This is a genomic window from Lactivibrio alcoholicus (assembly GCF_055390895.1).
This window is the reverse complement of the sequence record NZ_AP042471.1, coordinates 1,943,309-1,956,357: the sequence shown is the minus strand read 5'-3', so window position 1 is coordinate 1,956,357 and position 13,049 is coordinate 1,943,309. Positions and strand designations below refer to the sequence as shown.

At 63.2% G+C, this 13,049-nt stretch carries 12 protein-coding genes; 4 read left to right on the top strand and 8 right to left on the bottom strand.

Going from position 1 to position 13,049, the window contains the following annotated elements:
- Window positions 1-56: 56 nt before the first annotated feature.
- Window positions 57-269 (bottom strand): hypothetical protein, encoded by a 213-nt coding sequence (locus ACZ5IU_RS09070; protein ID WP_464416475.1) that lies wholly within the window; start codon window positions 267-269, stop codon window positions 57-59.
- Between the two features lie 180 nt (window positions 270-449).
- On the opposite strand from ACZ5IU_RS09070, the gene ACZ5IU_RS09065 reads away from it, so the two are divergent.
- Together ACZ5IU_RS09065 and ACZ5IU_RS09060 are read left to right on the top strand one after the other, a co-directional pair.
- On the top strand, window positions 450-2,711 hold the full coding sequence (locus ACZ5IU_RS09065; protein WP_464416473.1) for a transporter substrate-binding protein: 2,262 nt from the start codon (window positions 450-452) through the stop codon (window positions 2,709-2,711).
- Between the two features lie 79 nt (window positions 2,712-2,790).
- A complete protein-coding gene (locus tag ACZ5IU_RS09060; protein WP_464416471.1) occupies window positions 2,791-3,066 on the top strand; it encodes a hypothetical protein in 276 nt (91 codons plus the stop codon).
- Window positions 3,067-3,078: 12 nt separating this feature from the next.
- Here the strand turns inward: ACZ5IU_RS09060 and ACZ5IU_RS09055 are convergent, their stop codons facing one another.
- From ACZ5IU_RS09055 to ACZ5IU_RS09025, 7 genes are all read right to left on the bottom strand, one after another.
- The gene (locus ACZ5IU_RS09055) at window positions 3,079-3,657 is read right to left on the bottom strand and encodes a HutD/Ves family protein (RefSeq protein ID WP_464416469.1); all 579 of its coding nucleotides are present in this window, start codon (window positions 3,655-3,657) and stop codon (window positions 3,079-3,081) included.
- Between the two features lie 19 nt (window positions 3,658-3,676).
- Window positions 3,677-4,402: a response regulator gene (locus ACZ5IU_RS09050; RefSeq protein ID WP_464416467.1), complete on the bottom strand. Its 726-nt coding sequence runs from the start codon at window positions 4,400-4,402 to the stop codon at window positions 3,677-3,679.
- Window positions 4,403-4,427: 25 nt separating this feature from the next.
- Complete coding sequence (locus ACZ5IU_RS09045; RefSeq protein WP_464416465.1) at window positions 4,428-5,177, bottom strand: cell division protein FtsL; 750 nt, start codon at window positions 5,175-5,177, stop codon at window positions 4,428-4,430.
- 237 nt (window positions 5,178-5,414) lie between these two features.
- Complete coding sequence (locus ACZ5IU_RS09040; RefSeq protein WP_464416463.1) at window positions 5,415-7,355, bottom strand: TRAP transporter permease; 1,941 nt, start codon at window positions 7,353-7,355, stop codon at window positions 5,415-5,417.
- Window positions 7,352-7,858 carry a DUF1850 domain-containing protein gene (locus tag ACZ5IU_RS09035; protein ID WP_464416461.1) on the bottom strand — a complete coding sequence of 169 codons (507 nt, stop codon included), beginning with the start codon at window positions 7,856-7,858 and terminating at the stop codon, window positions 7,352-7,354. The genes ACZ5IU_RS09040 and ACZ5IU_RS09035 overlap by 4 nt, the downstream gene beginning before the upstream one ends.
- A 95-nt stretch (window positions 7,859-7,953) precedes the next feature.
- On the bottom strand, window positions 7,954-8,934 hold the full coding sequence (locus ACZ5IU_RS09030) for a TAXI family TRAP transporter solute-binding subunit (protein ID WP_464416459.1): 981 nt from the start codon (window positions 8,932-8,934) through the stop codon (window positions 7,954-7,956).
- A 135-nt stretch (window positions 8,935-9,069) separates the two neighbouring features.
- Window positions 9,070-9,558 (bottom strand): DciA family protein, encoded by a 489-nt coding sequence (locus ACZ5IU_RS09025; protein ID WP_464416457.1) that lies wholly within the window; start codon window positions 9,556-9,558, stop codon window positions 9,070-9,072.
- 199 nt (window positions 9,559-9,757) lie between these two features.
- Here ACZ5IU_RS09025 and ACZ5IU_RS09020 point away from each other — a divergent pair, with 199 nt between their 5' ends.
- Both ACZ5IU_RS09020 and ACZ5IU_RS09015 read left to right on the top strand, forming a co-directional pair.
- Window positions 9,758-10,777 (top strand): ABC transporter substrate-binding protein, encoded by a 1,020-nt coding sequence (locus tag ACZ5IU_RS09020; protein ID WP_464416455.1) that lies wholly within the window; start codon window positions 9,758-9,760, stop codon window positions 10,775-10,777.
- Window positions 10,778-10,856: 79 nt separating this feature from the next.
- Window positions 10,857-13,043: an ABC transporter permease gene (locus ACZ5IU_RS09015; protein ID WP_464416453.1), complete on the top strand. Its 2,187-nt coding sequence runs from the start codon at window positions 10,857-10,859 to the stop codon at window positions 13,041-13,043.
- Window positions 13,044-13,049: the final 6 nt, after the last annotated feature.

Below are 13,049 nucleotides of genomic sequence, written 5' to 3'. Positions count from 1 at the left end.
GGCAGCTCCCGCAGAAAGAGAGCCCCCTGCCGGGGGCTCCTGGGGGGATCGTCGATTCAGCGGTATCCGCCGAAGGCGGACGGTCCCGTGTAGCAGAAGCGTTCGTTCAGAAGGAAACGCACCCTGTCGGTGCACAGATCCCACGCGTCGGGTTCCCTGTTCAGCAGCGTCACCATCTCGTTGAGTGCCGCATCGATCGCGCCGGGCGTCGCCTTGGGATCGGCCGCGACGCTCTCGATCTTCGCGATGAGCTCCTTCGCTTTGGACATGATTCGGTGTCACCTCCTCCGTTTTGGTGCATCCGCCCGGATTATAGCAGAGGCGAAACATTGCGCATCGCGAAACGATCTCTCGCATTTTCCGCATCTTCGGGTATCATAAAGAAGTTTTATCTGACGGGATTTTTGGCCTGTTTTTTTCATGAAATGAAACACCGAGGTGAACCGCTCGTGACGTCCACTTCCCGATCAGGCCCGATTGCCGCAGCGTTTCTTCACTCCTTCTCGGGTTTTCTTGCATGCAGCGAACGCCCTCTCCTGTACGCCGGGATGCTTGCCGTCGAGGAAATCAACGCGAAGGGCGGCGTTCTCGGCCGGGAAATCCGTCCCGAAATTTACGACGGAGCCTCCAGACCGGAAAAATTCGCGGAATGCGCGAAACGGATCCTGCGTACGGAGTGCCGGACGATCTTCGGCTGCTGGACGTCGTCCGCGCGCAAGGCGGTGCGTCCGGTCGTCGAAGGCGCGGGAGGGATCCTCTGGTACCCCGTCCAGAACGAAGGGCTCGAGGAATCTCCGAATATCGTCTACACCGGGAGCTGCCCGAATCAGCAGATGATTCCGGCGCTCGACTGGCTGTCGGAAAACGCGGGGAACCGATTCTTCCTGATCGGATCGGACTCTGTGTATCCCCGGACGATGCACATCCTGATCCGTTCGGAGATCGAGCGGCGTGGCGCGGAGGTCGCGGGGGAGGAGCTCCTTCCGTCCGGAGTCGGGACCTGCCCCGACGCAGTTTACCGCGAAATGCTCGAATGCGCCCCCGATGCGGTCATCTCCACGCTGAACGTCCCCAACACCATCGACTTCATCACCCGATGCCGCTCTCACGGAATCGACCCGCGCGTGATCCCCGTCATGCACCTCGACGTTTCCGAAACGGAAATGCGTGCGGCCGGAGACGCGGCGGCCGGGCACATGGCGTGCTGGTCCTACTTCGAGAGCCTCCGGACGTCCGCGAACAGGGCATTCCTGTCGCGCTTCCGCGCGCGGTTCGGCTCCGTCCCATGCACCGCGAGAATGATCTCCGCATACGTCCAGGTCCACCTCTGGGCGCGGGCGTGCGAACGCGCGGAGTCGTTGGATCCCGGAGAGATCTCCTCCGTTCTCGACGGCGTGACGTTCGACGGTCCAGGAGGTCCCGTGCGCATCGAAGCCAACCGGCACGTGTCGATGATGAGCCACATCGGGCGATATGGCTCCGACGGCGAATTCGTGGTCCTCAGGAGCTCGGACGGGCCGATCCCCCCGACGCCATGGCAGGGTGTCGAATACTCGCGTTCCAGATTTCGCCAGATCGTTCGCGGCGCTCTGGGATATCTCAGCGAGGAGATTTTCCGTTCCGCGACGCTCGGAGAAACCCTCCTCGAGCGCACCACCGAACTCGAGGCCGCGAACCGCGAGCTTCGCCGGGAGATCGGCGAACGCGTCCGGGCACAGGAGGAGTTCCGGAAGAGCGAGGAGCGCTTCCGTACGCTCTTCAGCAAGGCTCCCGTCGCCATGGCGTTTCTCGGAGAGAACGGAACGCTGCTCGACGTGAACGAACGGTTCGTCGAGCTGACAGGGTACACACTCTCCGAAATCCGGGATTTCTCCGAGTGGATCGAACTGGGACTGCCCGACGACGATACGCGGCGAACGGTCGCCGAACTCTGGAACGGATTCGCGCCGACGCTCCGGACGGATATTTCCATCGGGGACCGACGGATCTCCCCGAAACGCTTCTCGATCCGCCGTGCATCCGACGGAACGCTGCGTTTCGTCGAATGCACGGCATCGATCCTGGACCGGGGAATCCTGATCTGCATGAACGACGTCACCGAACAGAACACCGCGATCGAATCGCTCCACCAGCTCAAGGAGAGTCTCGAGATCCGCGTCGTCGAGCGGACATCCGAACTGGAGATCGTCAACAGGAGGCTGCGGATGGCGAGCATGGAGGACGCGCTCACGAAGCTCGCCAACAGGAGATGGTTCAACGCGACCTTCGAACGCGAAATCCGCCGGGCACGACGGACAGGCGACTCCCTCACTCTCATGATGATCGACGTGGACTTCTTCAAGCAGTACAACGACCGCTACGGGCACATCAAGGGCGACCTCTGTCTCAAGAAAATCGGCGCCGCGCTCCGGGAAACGTTCCGCAGGGCCGAGGATCTTCCCTGCCGCTACGGCGGCGAGGAGTTCGCCGTCATCCTGCCGGGGATCGCCGCCGACAGCGCTCTTTCGCTCGCGGAACGCGTCCGTCGGAAGATCGAGAATCTGCTGATCCCGCACGACGCGTCTTCCGTCGCTCCCATGGTCACGATCAGCGCGGGTGTCGCGTCCGAAGTCCGCCCGTCGATATCGATGGAACAGTTCATCGACCGGGCCGATCGAGCGCTCTACAAGGCCAAGGAACAGGGACGCAACCGAGTCGTCCTCTGGGAGTGACGCGCCGGAAGACATACGTGTTGACAACTCTCTTCCATTTCATTACAATAAGTATGCTTTCCCAAGGGAGGGATACGCGATGTCATACGCCGAAACAAACGTCGGATCGGCAGGAAGCGCCTGCCTCGAAGTCCTCAGGAGAACCGTTGCGCTCGAACGGGGAGATACCGGGATCCTTCGGCTCGGCGGGAGTCGGGACATTCTCGTGATCGACCGAAAGCTGGCTCCCGGCGAGGGACACCTGACCGTCGCCGTCAAGGACGGTCGCGTAAAACTCCTCCGGCGCCGGGGCGCGTTCGATCTTTCGGGGCTCTTTCACCTGTTTCGCGAACCGCGGAAGGCTGTCACCCTGTAAATATTCCGGGCATTACCGGACGGCGATCTCGACGACGACCGCTACACCGTCGCCTTCGAGGAACGCGGAAACGACCTCCGCGGGGTTCCTCACGAACAGCGCGTCGAGCGCGGCGAGCGAAGCGAGCCCGGCGACGGAACAACCTCCCCGAAGGCAGATCACGGCCGTCGTCGTCTCCGGAAGAACGGAAATGTTTTCGGGAAACGCCCGGACGACGCGCGTCCGGGCCGAGACCCGGGCGCGAAGCGCCATGACGTTGAAATCCCGGATCGGACCGCCGCGGAGCGTTCCCGTAACGGGGACGTCTCCCGGGAAAACGAACGGATCGCCGAGCGCATCGAGCGTCGTCGCGCGGCCGTCGACATCGAGCGCCATTCCGTCGCCGTCGACGACGATGAGCGTCCGGTCGTACCCCGGAAAGAGCGAAAAGGGGCCGTCCGCCCGGACGACTGCGGAACTCAGCCGCCAGAGAAACGGATCGGCCATCGACGCTCCTTCCGGTTCGATCGCGATTTCCTCGGTCACGCCGAGCCCATTCCTCCACGGCATCTTCAGGTGTTGACCGCTTCTCCTGATCGTCACCCCATCCATTCCCGCCCCTCCTTCAGCCTTACCCGAGCAGCCGGTAGCGCATCACGGGGCGCCCGGTCCTGCCGTATTCCGGCTCGCACCGCGCCACTCCGCTCTCGGTGAGAAAGTCGAGGTATCGTCCCACCGTGGCACGCGACAACGAAAGCCGCTCGGCGATATCGGAAGGCGAGATGGGGCCAAGCGCCTCGCGCAACGCACTCGTGACGAGATCGAGCGTCGTTTGTTGCAACCCCTTCGGCAGACTCCCTGGCGCGGATGTCTGCTTCGTGCGGCGGAAAATCGCATCGGCGTCGTCCTGACACCCGGCAAGGCACCGCGTCGATACACGGAGTCTGTACGAGCGGTACGCGTCGAGCGTCTCGCGAAACCGCTCGAACGTGAAGGGCTTGAGAACGTAGTCGAACGCGCCGAGTCTCGCCGCCTCGGCGATCGTCCCCGTGGACTGTTCCCCGGAAACGCAGATCACGTCGATCGGATGTCCCCACGAACGGACCAGTCGGAGGACGTCGATGCCCTCCATTCCCGGCAGGTGGAGGTCGAGGATCACGAGGTCGATGTCGCCCGAGAACAGATGGTCCATGACGTCTTCTCCGCGCGCGGTCGTGCGGACGATCTCGAAGGATTCCGCCGACCGCAGCAGTGTCTCGTAGATTCTGAGGAGCATCAGGTCGTCTTCGACGATGAGCGTTCTGATTCGCTGTTTTCCGTCTGCTGATTGTCTGACATTCATCGTCCTATTGTACACCCGGCCCTCCGGAATCGCTTTCCTCCTACCGCCGCATCCAGAAACTCCTGTCTTCGACCACTTCGTAGACCCGCCCCTCCGTGCGGTCCCACGCGTACGTTCCGTTCGGGACGGGTCTCCCGACCGCATCGAGAAACGTCATTCCCTCAGCGAACGCGCGGTCGCGCGTGACGAATCCGCGAACCTCGCGGGCGAGCGGCAACCTGCCGACGATATCTCCCTTTCGCCAGACGCCGTGTGGGGGGAGCACTCCCTTCCGGGCGAGGAGATCGATGGCCATCGCGTATTCCGCGGGGCAATGGTCCGCGAAGAGCAGCGCCGCGGCCGGATTCGAGAGAAACGCGAGAAGGAGTTTTCTCGCGAGCCATGGCGCTCCGGGATCGTCCATCGGAGAAAGGGCGGACACGGCGACGAACAGGGCGTCGACGGCCGCGAGAGGTTTCGGAATCTCCCGCGGTCTCCAGAATCCGGCGACTTCGTTCCAGCGGGCTGGATCTCCGCCGGGCACGAGGGAATCGAGCAGGGCGAGCGCGTTCGCGGCCCGCTGCTCCGGCGACATGTCTCCACGCAGGAGCGAATCCCTGAGGTCGAGCGGCGATACGTTCTCCGCCAGAGCCGCGAGGCGAAGACGCAACGAGACGGCCGCCTCGTTGCCCGCCCATGTCGTCTCGTATCGCGCCGCGAGTTCGTCGAACCTCGACGCCGCTTCCGCGGACACTCCGGCCAGGACGATCAGCAGCGCGGCTGCGCACGCGTTCCATCCTTTCGTTTTCATGCGGGGTCACCTCCAGATGTCAGTTCATGTCAATGGTTCGGTACGCTTTTTCCGGCGCCCGTTTTCCGGCGAAACCAGTCTATCTCCTTTCCACTCCGTTGTCATGCGCCGTCTTCCCGCGATATCCGGGGCTTCATGTCAGCCGCACCCGGCCATCCGTGGAACATAAAAAGGGCGGCTCGCCTGAGCGAGCCGCCCTTCGTTCTTTCGTTTTCTCTATTTTTCCGGTTTCAGCCGTCACGCATCCCTGAATTTGGTCTTTTGATACCACCATTCGGCCGCAACGATCACGACGCCGATGATGTCCGTCGTAATCCCCGGCTTGATCAGAAGCAGCGCAGCCGCGAAGACGGCGACGCGCTCAACGATCGTGAGTTTGCCGCGCCAGAAACCGACTCCCGATACGGCAAGACAGAACGCTCCTATCAGGGCCGTCGTCGAGACGAAAATGACCTCCATCGCGGTCGTGTTGATCATCAGAAGCGACGGATTGTACGCGAAGATGAACGGGATCAGGAACGCCGCGATGGCGAGCCGGAGCGATGTCCACCCGGTCTTCATCGCGTTCGCGCCCGCGATTCCGGCTCCGGCGTACGCAGCGAGCGCGACCGGAGGCGTCAGGTCCGCGATGATTCCGTAATAGAGGATGAACATGTGCGCGGCCATCGGCGGGACACCGAACTTCTGAATGGCCGGCGCGGCCATCGACGCGAGGATGATGTACTTCGCCGTTGTCGGAAGTCCCATTCCGAGGATGATCGATGCGACCATCGTGAAGACGAGCGTGAAGAAGAAACTCCCTCCGGCCAGCAGGATGATGCCGTTCGCCATCTTGAGACCGAGTCCCGTGAGCGTGACGATGCCGATGATGATTCCGGCGCACGCGCAGGCGGCGGCGACGCCGAGCGCGCTTCTCGCGCCGTCCTCGAGGGCCTGCATGATATCGGAGAACTTCAGGCGCGTGCTCTTTCGCATCATGGCGACCACGACCGTTGCGATGATGCAGACGAGCGCCGCGCGAAGCGGCGTGTACCCCGCGACGAGCATGTAGATGATGACGCCGAGCGGGATCAGCAGATGACCGCCCTCTTTGAGAACCTTTTTCGCGTTAGGGAGCGTCTCCCGCGGCAGCCCCTTGAGCCCGAGACGTTTGGCCTCCATGTGGACCATCAGCGCGACTGCGAGATAGTAAAGCACGGCCGGGAGCGCCGCCGCGATCGCGATCTTGACGTAGGGAACGCCGATGAATTCGGACATGACGAACGCCGCCGCTCCCATGATCGGGGGCATGAGCTGTCCACCGGTCGAAGCGGCCGCTTCGACCGCCCCCGCGAAGAACGGCGGGTATCCGATGCTTTTCATGAGCGGGATCGTGAAGGTTCCCGTCGTCACGACATTCGCAACCGAACTTCCGGAAATCGTCCCGAAGAGACCGCTCGCCATGACCGCAACCTTCGCGGGGCCGCCCACCGTGTGTCCCGTGGCCGCAAGGGCGAGGTCGATGAAGAATTTGCCGAGGCCGCTCTTGTGCAGGAATGCGCCGAACAGGATGAACAGGTAGACGAACGTCGCGGAGACGCCGAGCGGCAATCCGAGGATGCCCTCCGTCGTCAGGTAGAGGTGGTTCAGGATCCGTTTCATCGCGAAGCCCCTGTGCCCGAGCATTCCCGGAATATAGGGACCGAGCAGGGCGTACGCGATGAATATCGTTGCGATGATGGAAATCGGCGCGCCGACGACGCGCCGGGACCCTTCGAGCACGAGAAGGACGGCGAGAGCCGCGAAGGTAAGATCGAGCATCGTCGGCAGACCGCCCCGCAGGACGATGTCTTCGTAGAAGATCACCATATAAAGGCCGATCGCGGTTCCGAGAATCGCGAGGACGATATCGAGCGGATGGATCGACGAACGGGATCCTTTCGATGTCGCCGGATAGAGCAGGAAAATGAGCGGCATCGCGAACGCGAGATGCGCGGCTCGCTGGATCTGGGCAGGAAAGACGCCGAACGCCGCCGTGTAGAGCTGATACAGCGAGAAGCAGACGCAGAGGATCTTGACGATCTGCGCCCACGATCCGGTCAGGACGCGGAACGTGGACTCCTTGTCGTACTTCGCGAGAATCTCGTCGACATTGATGGTCTTCGTTTCTTCCCCGGACTGTTTCTTTTCTTCGCTCACTGCAATACCTCCTGAAATGCTATCCAGAATACCGGACGGAACTCAACCCCGAACGTCAGGCTGCCCCCCGGTTTCTCCCACGCACGCAGCGGCGTCTCGTTCCCCCGCAGCAGCAATGCGTGTTCCGCCACACGTCCGACCCGGACGGTCACGCTCGGGAACCGACGCCGCATTCCCACCACCCGAAAGACGTCACGTTCGACAAGAAAGCGCTCCGCATCATACGGTTCGAAGGGCAACCCGGCGCCGAAGGCATCGAACGTCGTCTCCCTGAGAAGCAGTCCGCCGTCCCGCGCGGCGGTGAAGATTTCCCGGACCGGGCGACGGGCGACGGAATGCGTGTACCGGATGATGAAAGAATCCCCCGCGCCGAGCGGAAAGATCCGGAGAAGAGTCCCCGAGGCGTTCCGAACCGTCAGGGTCGGAACGATCGCGGACAGAAGCACGAAAACGGAGCATGAAATCAGAACCGCCGTCAACCGGCGCCGAATACGTCGTTCCATTAACGCCTCCCTCTTTCCCGAACATCAAGTCAAAAACGCCGGGGTGGGGATGCCCTCCCCTCCCCGGCTCCTTCGGATCGAAAAAAGTCCGAACCTTACTTGACCAGGCCGATCTCCTTGTAGTACTTCAGGGCGCCAGGATGCACCGGAACCGTGATTCCGTCGAGCGCTCTCTTGGGATCGATGCTGTTTCCCTTGTGATGCGCCTGCGCGATCTCCTTCTTGTTCTCGAAGAGCGCCTTCGTCATCGCGTAGACGATATCCTCCGGCAGGTTGTTCGCGACGATCAGGATCGCCTGGACCGCGACGGTCTCGACAGGTTTGTCCTGTCCCTTGTACGTGTTCGCGGGAATCGCCTCAGCCGCGAAGAACGGATATTTCTTCATGAGAAGATCCCTGTCGGCCCCCTTGATCTCGACGAACTTGAGGGGATGGAGCGTCGCGATGTCCTGAATCGCGGAGTTCGGCGCGCCGGTCGTGAACATGAAGGCGTCGATGAGCTTGTCCTTGAAGTGGTCGCCGGTTTCGGCATAGGAAAGGAAGTGGGCCTCGAAGTCCTTGTAGGTCATTCCGAAGACATCGGTGATCTGGCGGACGTTGGCCTCGTTACCGCTTCCCGGGGCTCCGACGGAGATCTTCTTGCCCTTGAAGTCCTTCACGCTGTCGATCGGGCTGTCCTTGCGGGTGACGGTCTGGATGATCTCGGGATAGATCCGGGCCATCGCGCTGAAGTTGGCGTTCTTCGTCTTGAAGAACTCGATGCCGTTATAGGCGTAGTGCGCGATGTCGTTCTGGACGATGGCGATGTCGACGTCGCCCGCGCCGATGAGGTTCATGTTCTCGACGGAGGCCCCGGTCGACTGAGCCGTAATGTTCACGAGTCCCGTCTTGGTGCTGATGATCTGCGCGATCGCTCCGCCCAGAGGGTAGTACGTCCCGGCCGTTCCGCCGGTCGCTAGCGTGAGCTGTTTGGGGGCCGCAAACACCGAGCCCGCCGCAAACATCACGCACAACAGCGCCGTCACCGCAATTACGAGCCTCATGCCGCTCCGTTTCCCTGTCACTCGCCGCATCATTCCTATCGCCTCCGCAACATGGATTTTGGAAATATCTTTCACAAAGACTTTATCGTAAATCGACGCAAAATGGAAGCTCCCGGCATCCTTGGATACAATGTCCCATACCACGCGCTCCACGCGTCTCACTTCCATTCATCGCCGCCTCAGTCCCTTCCGCGCGGCGAGCGTCGCGGCAAGCGACGCGAGGGCGTCCGCGACGGACGGTTCCGCGATGCGGCCCCGGAACGCTTCCCGGTAGCGCAGAAACGCATCCCGGTCGCCCGGTATCGTCACGGGTCGCGATGTCTGCATGCGCGCTTCCCTCCGGGGCGGGCGGATCCGTCCGACAAATGGCCGGACGCCTCGAAGCGCTATTCCGAAGCTCCGCTCGGCCCGCTCGCAGATGCGCCGTCCGTCGAGCATCGTCCGGTGAGCGACGGCCTGCGTCGTCGCGGCGATCACGAGGCAGCCGTCTTCCACGCGCACTGGAAACGTGATGGGCGCGAGCACCGGCCCCGCGACCTCCGTCCAGCGACGCGAGAGTTCCGCGAAGCGGAAATGGGCTTCCGCGCCGCGCGGAAGCGCGTTCCTGACCAGTGCCGACAGCTGGCGGACACTGCTGCTCCTGTACGTCCGATCCACGCCTGCCGCCTCCCTCCCCTTTCGACCCATGCCGGATTCTCCGGTGATGACGATTGTAGCATTCACCGCCTTCCGCAGCACTTGTCACTCTCCGGAACAGGGCGTATATTCTGTGCGGTAATGTCCGGGGCGTGTTTCGTCTTTCGGGAAAGTCCCCCCGGAAGAATCGAAATTCAATCTCAGGGGAGGGGTATCCGTAATGATCGGAAGAAAGCTGTTGCCGCTCACGGTTCTCGCGTTGTCGCTTCTCGCGTCGTCCGTCGCCGCCGCCGCCGATTCGGTCAAGGCGTACACGACGCTCGAGGAACCGCTCGCGAAGGCGCTCTTCGAGACGTACGAAAAGAAGAGCGGAGTCCACGTCGAGTGGATCCGCCTGACGACGGGAGAGGCCGTCGCGCGAATCGAAGCCGAGAAAGCCAATCCCCAGGTCTCGATCTGGGTCGGCGGCGTCGGCACGCTTCACATCGACGCCAAGGCGAAGGGACTCACCGTTCCCTACCGTTCGCGCGCGGCGGAAACGATTCCGGCAAAATACCGCGACCCCGACGGCAACTGGATCGGTCTGTACATCGGCCCCATTTCGTTCGCGACGAACACGAAGCGCGCCCAAGAGCTCGGCATTACGCCGCCGACATCATGGGCCGACCTGCTGAAGCCCGAGTACGAAAAGAAAGTCCGCATGGCGAACCCCGGCACGTCAGGCACGGCCTACAACGTCGTCACGACGCTCATCCGCGTGCATGGCGACGAAGGCAAGGCGTTCGACTTCATGAAGAAGCTCGACAAAAGCGTCGACCAGTACACGAAATCCGGTGCCGCGCCCGGCAAAAGCTGCGCCATCGGAGAGATTCCGGTCGCGATCGGCTACCTGCACGACCAGATCAAGCTGAAAAAGGAAGGCGCTCCGGTCGAGATCACGATCCCCTCCGACGGCACCGGATTCGAAACCGCGTCGATGTCGCTCGTGAAAGGCGGTCCCGACGCACTTCAGGCAAAAAAGCTCTACGACTGGATTCTCGGCAAGGCGGCGATGGAAATCATCGCGAAGTGGTACGTGATCCCGCTTTCGAGCGAGGCCGTCGCGACCGATACGGGCTTCGAGCTTTCGAAGATGAAGCTCGTCGACCAGGACGATCAGTGGGACGCGAAAAACAAGGCGCGGCTTCTCGAGAAGTGGAACGCCGAAGTTCCGGCCGCGGGCAAGGCCCAGACGAAGTAACCCGAACTTCGGTCCGAAAGGAACGGCGACGGTGTCCGTGAATCCCGCTCCCTCGCGCCTCCCGTTGAAGGGCTTGATCGTGCTGCTGCTTGCGCTCGCCGTCTTCGCCGCGGCCGACGCGTGGGTCTGGCGGACGCTCGAGATCGCCTACACGGGAGCGCGCGACGGGCGGATCCGCGGAACGGTCGCCTCCATCGCCGCTTCGGTTCCCGCGTCTCAGGAGGAGCGCATCGCCTGGGGGAAGCGACTCTCCGGGGCGGAGCGGGATTTCGACGCAGCCGTGACGGAGGGGTTCCCCGAAGCCGGGAAACCCTCCGGATCCGCTTCGATCGTCTCAACGGATCCTTCCCTCGCGTCGCTGATGACCGCGCCGATCCCGGATGTCGCGAAGGGAATCGAAAGCGTCGGCTACGACGAACCCTACCGGTTCACGCACCGCCCGACCGACGGAAGTCCCGAACGCATCTTCGTCTTCGCGCCGCTTCACGGGGCGGCCGGCGACGTGACGGGGGTCGCCCTGTTCGCGTTCCGGACGGACGGGTCCGACCGGTTCGTCTTTCTGCTGCGCCTCTTCGCGCTCCTCGCGACCGCCGCGTTCGCGGCCGTCCTGGCCATCGCGCGGTTCTCCCGCGACCCGGCGCTGACGGCCGTTGTCCTGACGCTCTTCGTCATCGTCGGCGTCTTCACGGCCTACCCGCTGTACGAGGCCGGACGGCTCACGCTCGTCCGCGCCGACGGATCCTTCACCTGGGACGTCTGGAAGTCCGTCTTCACGGAAGGGCGCTATATGGCCGCGCTCCGGGGGAGCATCCTCCTCGGCGCGCTGACGGCCACAGCGTCGACGCTCCTCGGATTCCTCTTCGCCTTCGTCGTCGGCCGAACGACGATCGGCTGCAAGCGCCTCCTCACGGCCGCCGCGACGATGCCCGTCATCTCGCCGCCGTTCTCGCTGACGCTGTCGGTCATCCTGCTCTTCGGCAACAACGGCCTCGTCACGAAACAGCTTCTCGGCCTCCACGACGTCTCGGTCTACGGCCTGACCGGCCTCGTTCTCGTCCAGACGATGGGGATGTTCCCGATCGCGTTCCTGACGCTCGCGGGAATCCTCGAAGGGATCGACTCGACGCTCGAGGAGGCGGCGATGGATCTCGGCGCGTCGCGCCTGCGCACGTTCCGGACCGTCACGCTGCCGCTCGCGGTTCCGGGGCTGCTCAGCGCGTGGCTTCTCGTCTTCACGAACTCGCTCGCGGACTTCGCGAATCCGCTGATCCTCGCGGGGGACTTCCACGTTCTCTCCGTCGAGGCCTACATCGAAGTGACGGGGATGAACCGCCTCGGAACGGGCGCGGCCCTGTCGATCCTGCTGCTGCTGCCGACGCTGACGGCTTTCACGGCGCAGCGCCGGTGGGTCGCGCGGAAGTCGTTCGTCACGGTCACGGGCAAGCCCTCGGCCCGGATCACGGAGATCGTCTCGCCCGGCGTCCGCCGCATCCTCGCGATCGCGGTCTGGGGCGTCGTGATCTTCCTCGCCGCCCTCTACGGGACGATCATCGCGGGATGCTTCGTCAAGAACTGGGGCGTGGACTACTCCTTCAGCCTCGTGAACATCCGCGAGGCGTTCGAGCGCGGGCGCGACGCGCTGATCGACACCGTCACGCTCGCGGCGATGGCGACGCCGATCGCGGGCGTCCTCTCGATGGTCGCGGCGGCGATCCTCACGCGACGCGCCTTCGCATTCAAGCGCCTTCTCGAATACGGCATCATGACGCCGTTCGCGCTGCCGGGGACGCTCATGGGCATCAGCTACATCCTCGCGTTCAACAAGCCGCCCGTCCTTCTCGTCGGCACGGCCGCGATCATCGTGATCAACTACGTGATCCGCGAGCTGCCCGTCGGCGTCGAAGGCGGCGTCGCGGCGCTCCGGCAGATCGATCCGTCGATCGAGGAGGCCGCGCAGAACCTCGGGGCCGACGCGCCGCGCGTCTTCCGCGACATCATCCTGCCGCTGCTGCGGCCGGCGTTCATCTCGAGCCTGTCGTACACGTTCGTGCGTTCGATGACGGCAGTCAGCGCCGTGATCTTCCTGATCTCGGCCCGCTGGTACCACGTCACGGTCCTGATCTACAACTTCTCGGAAAACCTCCGGTTCGGCCTCGCGAGCGTCCTCGCCACCGCGCTCATCGTCATCGTCCTCGCGGCGATGGGGCTCATGCGCCTTCTCGTCGGACGCAACCGGAACCTCGACAAGACACTGCTGTCGCGATAAGGAGAG

Coding starts and splice junctions, on each gene's coding strand:
- ACZ5IU_RS09070 (WP_464416475.1), bottom strand. CDS start 269: ATGTCCAAAGCGAAGGAGCTCATCGCGAAGATCGAGAGCGTCGCGGCC.
- ACZ5IU_RS09045 (WP_464416465.1), bottom strand. CDS start 5,177: ATGAAAACGAAAGGATGGAACGCGTGCGCAGCCGCGCTGCTGATCGTC.
- ACZ5IU_RS09030 (WP_464416459.1), bottom strand. CDS start 8,934: ATGATGCGGCGAGTGACAGGGAAACGGAGCGGCATGAGGCTCGTAATT.
- ACZ5IU_RS09060 (WP_464416471.1), top strand. CDS start 2,791: ATGTCATACGCCGAAACAAACGTCGGATCGGCAGGAAGCGCCTGCCTC.
- ACZ5IU_RS09055 (WP_464416469.1), bottom strand. CDS start 3,657: ATGGATGGGGTGACGATCAGGAGAAGCGGTCAACACCTGAAGATGCCG.
- ACZ5IU_RS09020 (WP_464416455.1), top strand. CDS start 9,758: ATGATCGGAAGAAAGCTGTTGCCGCTCACGGTTCTCGCGTTGTCGCTT.
- ACZ5IU_RS09035 (WP_464416461.1), bottom strand. CDS start 7,858: ATGGAACGACGTATTCGGCGCCGGTTGACGGCGGTTCTGATTTCATGC.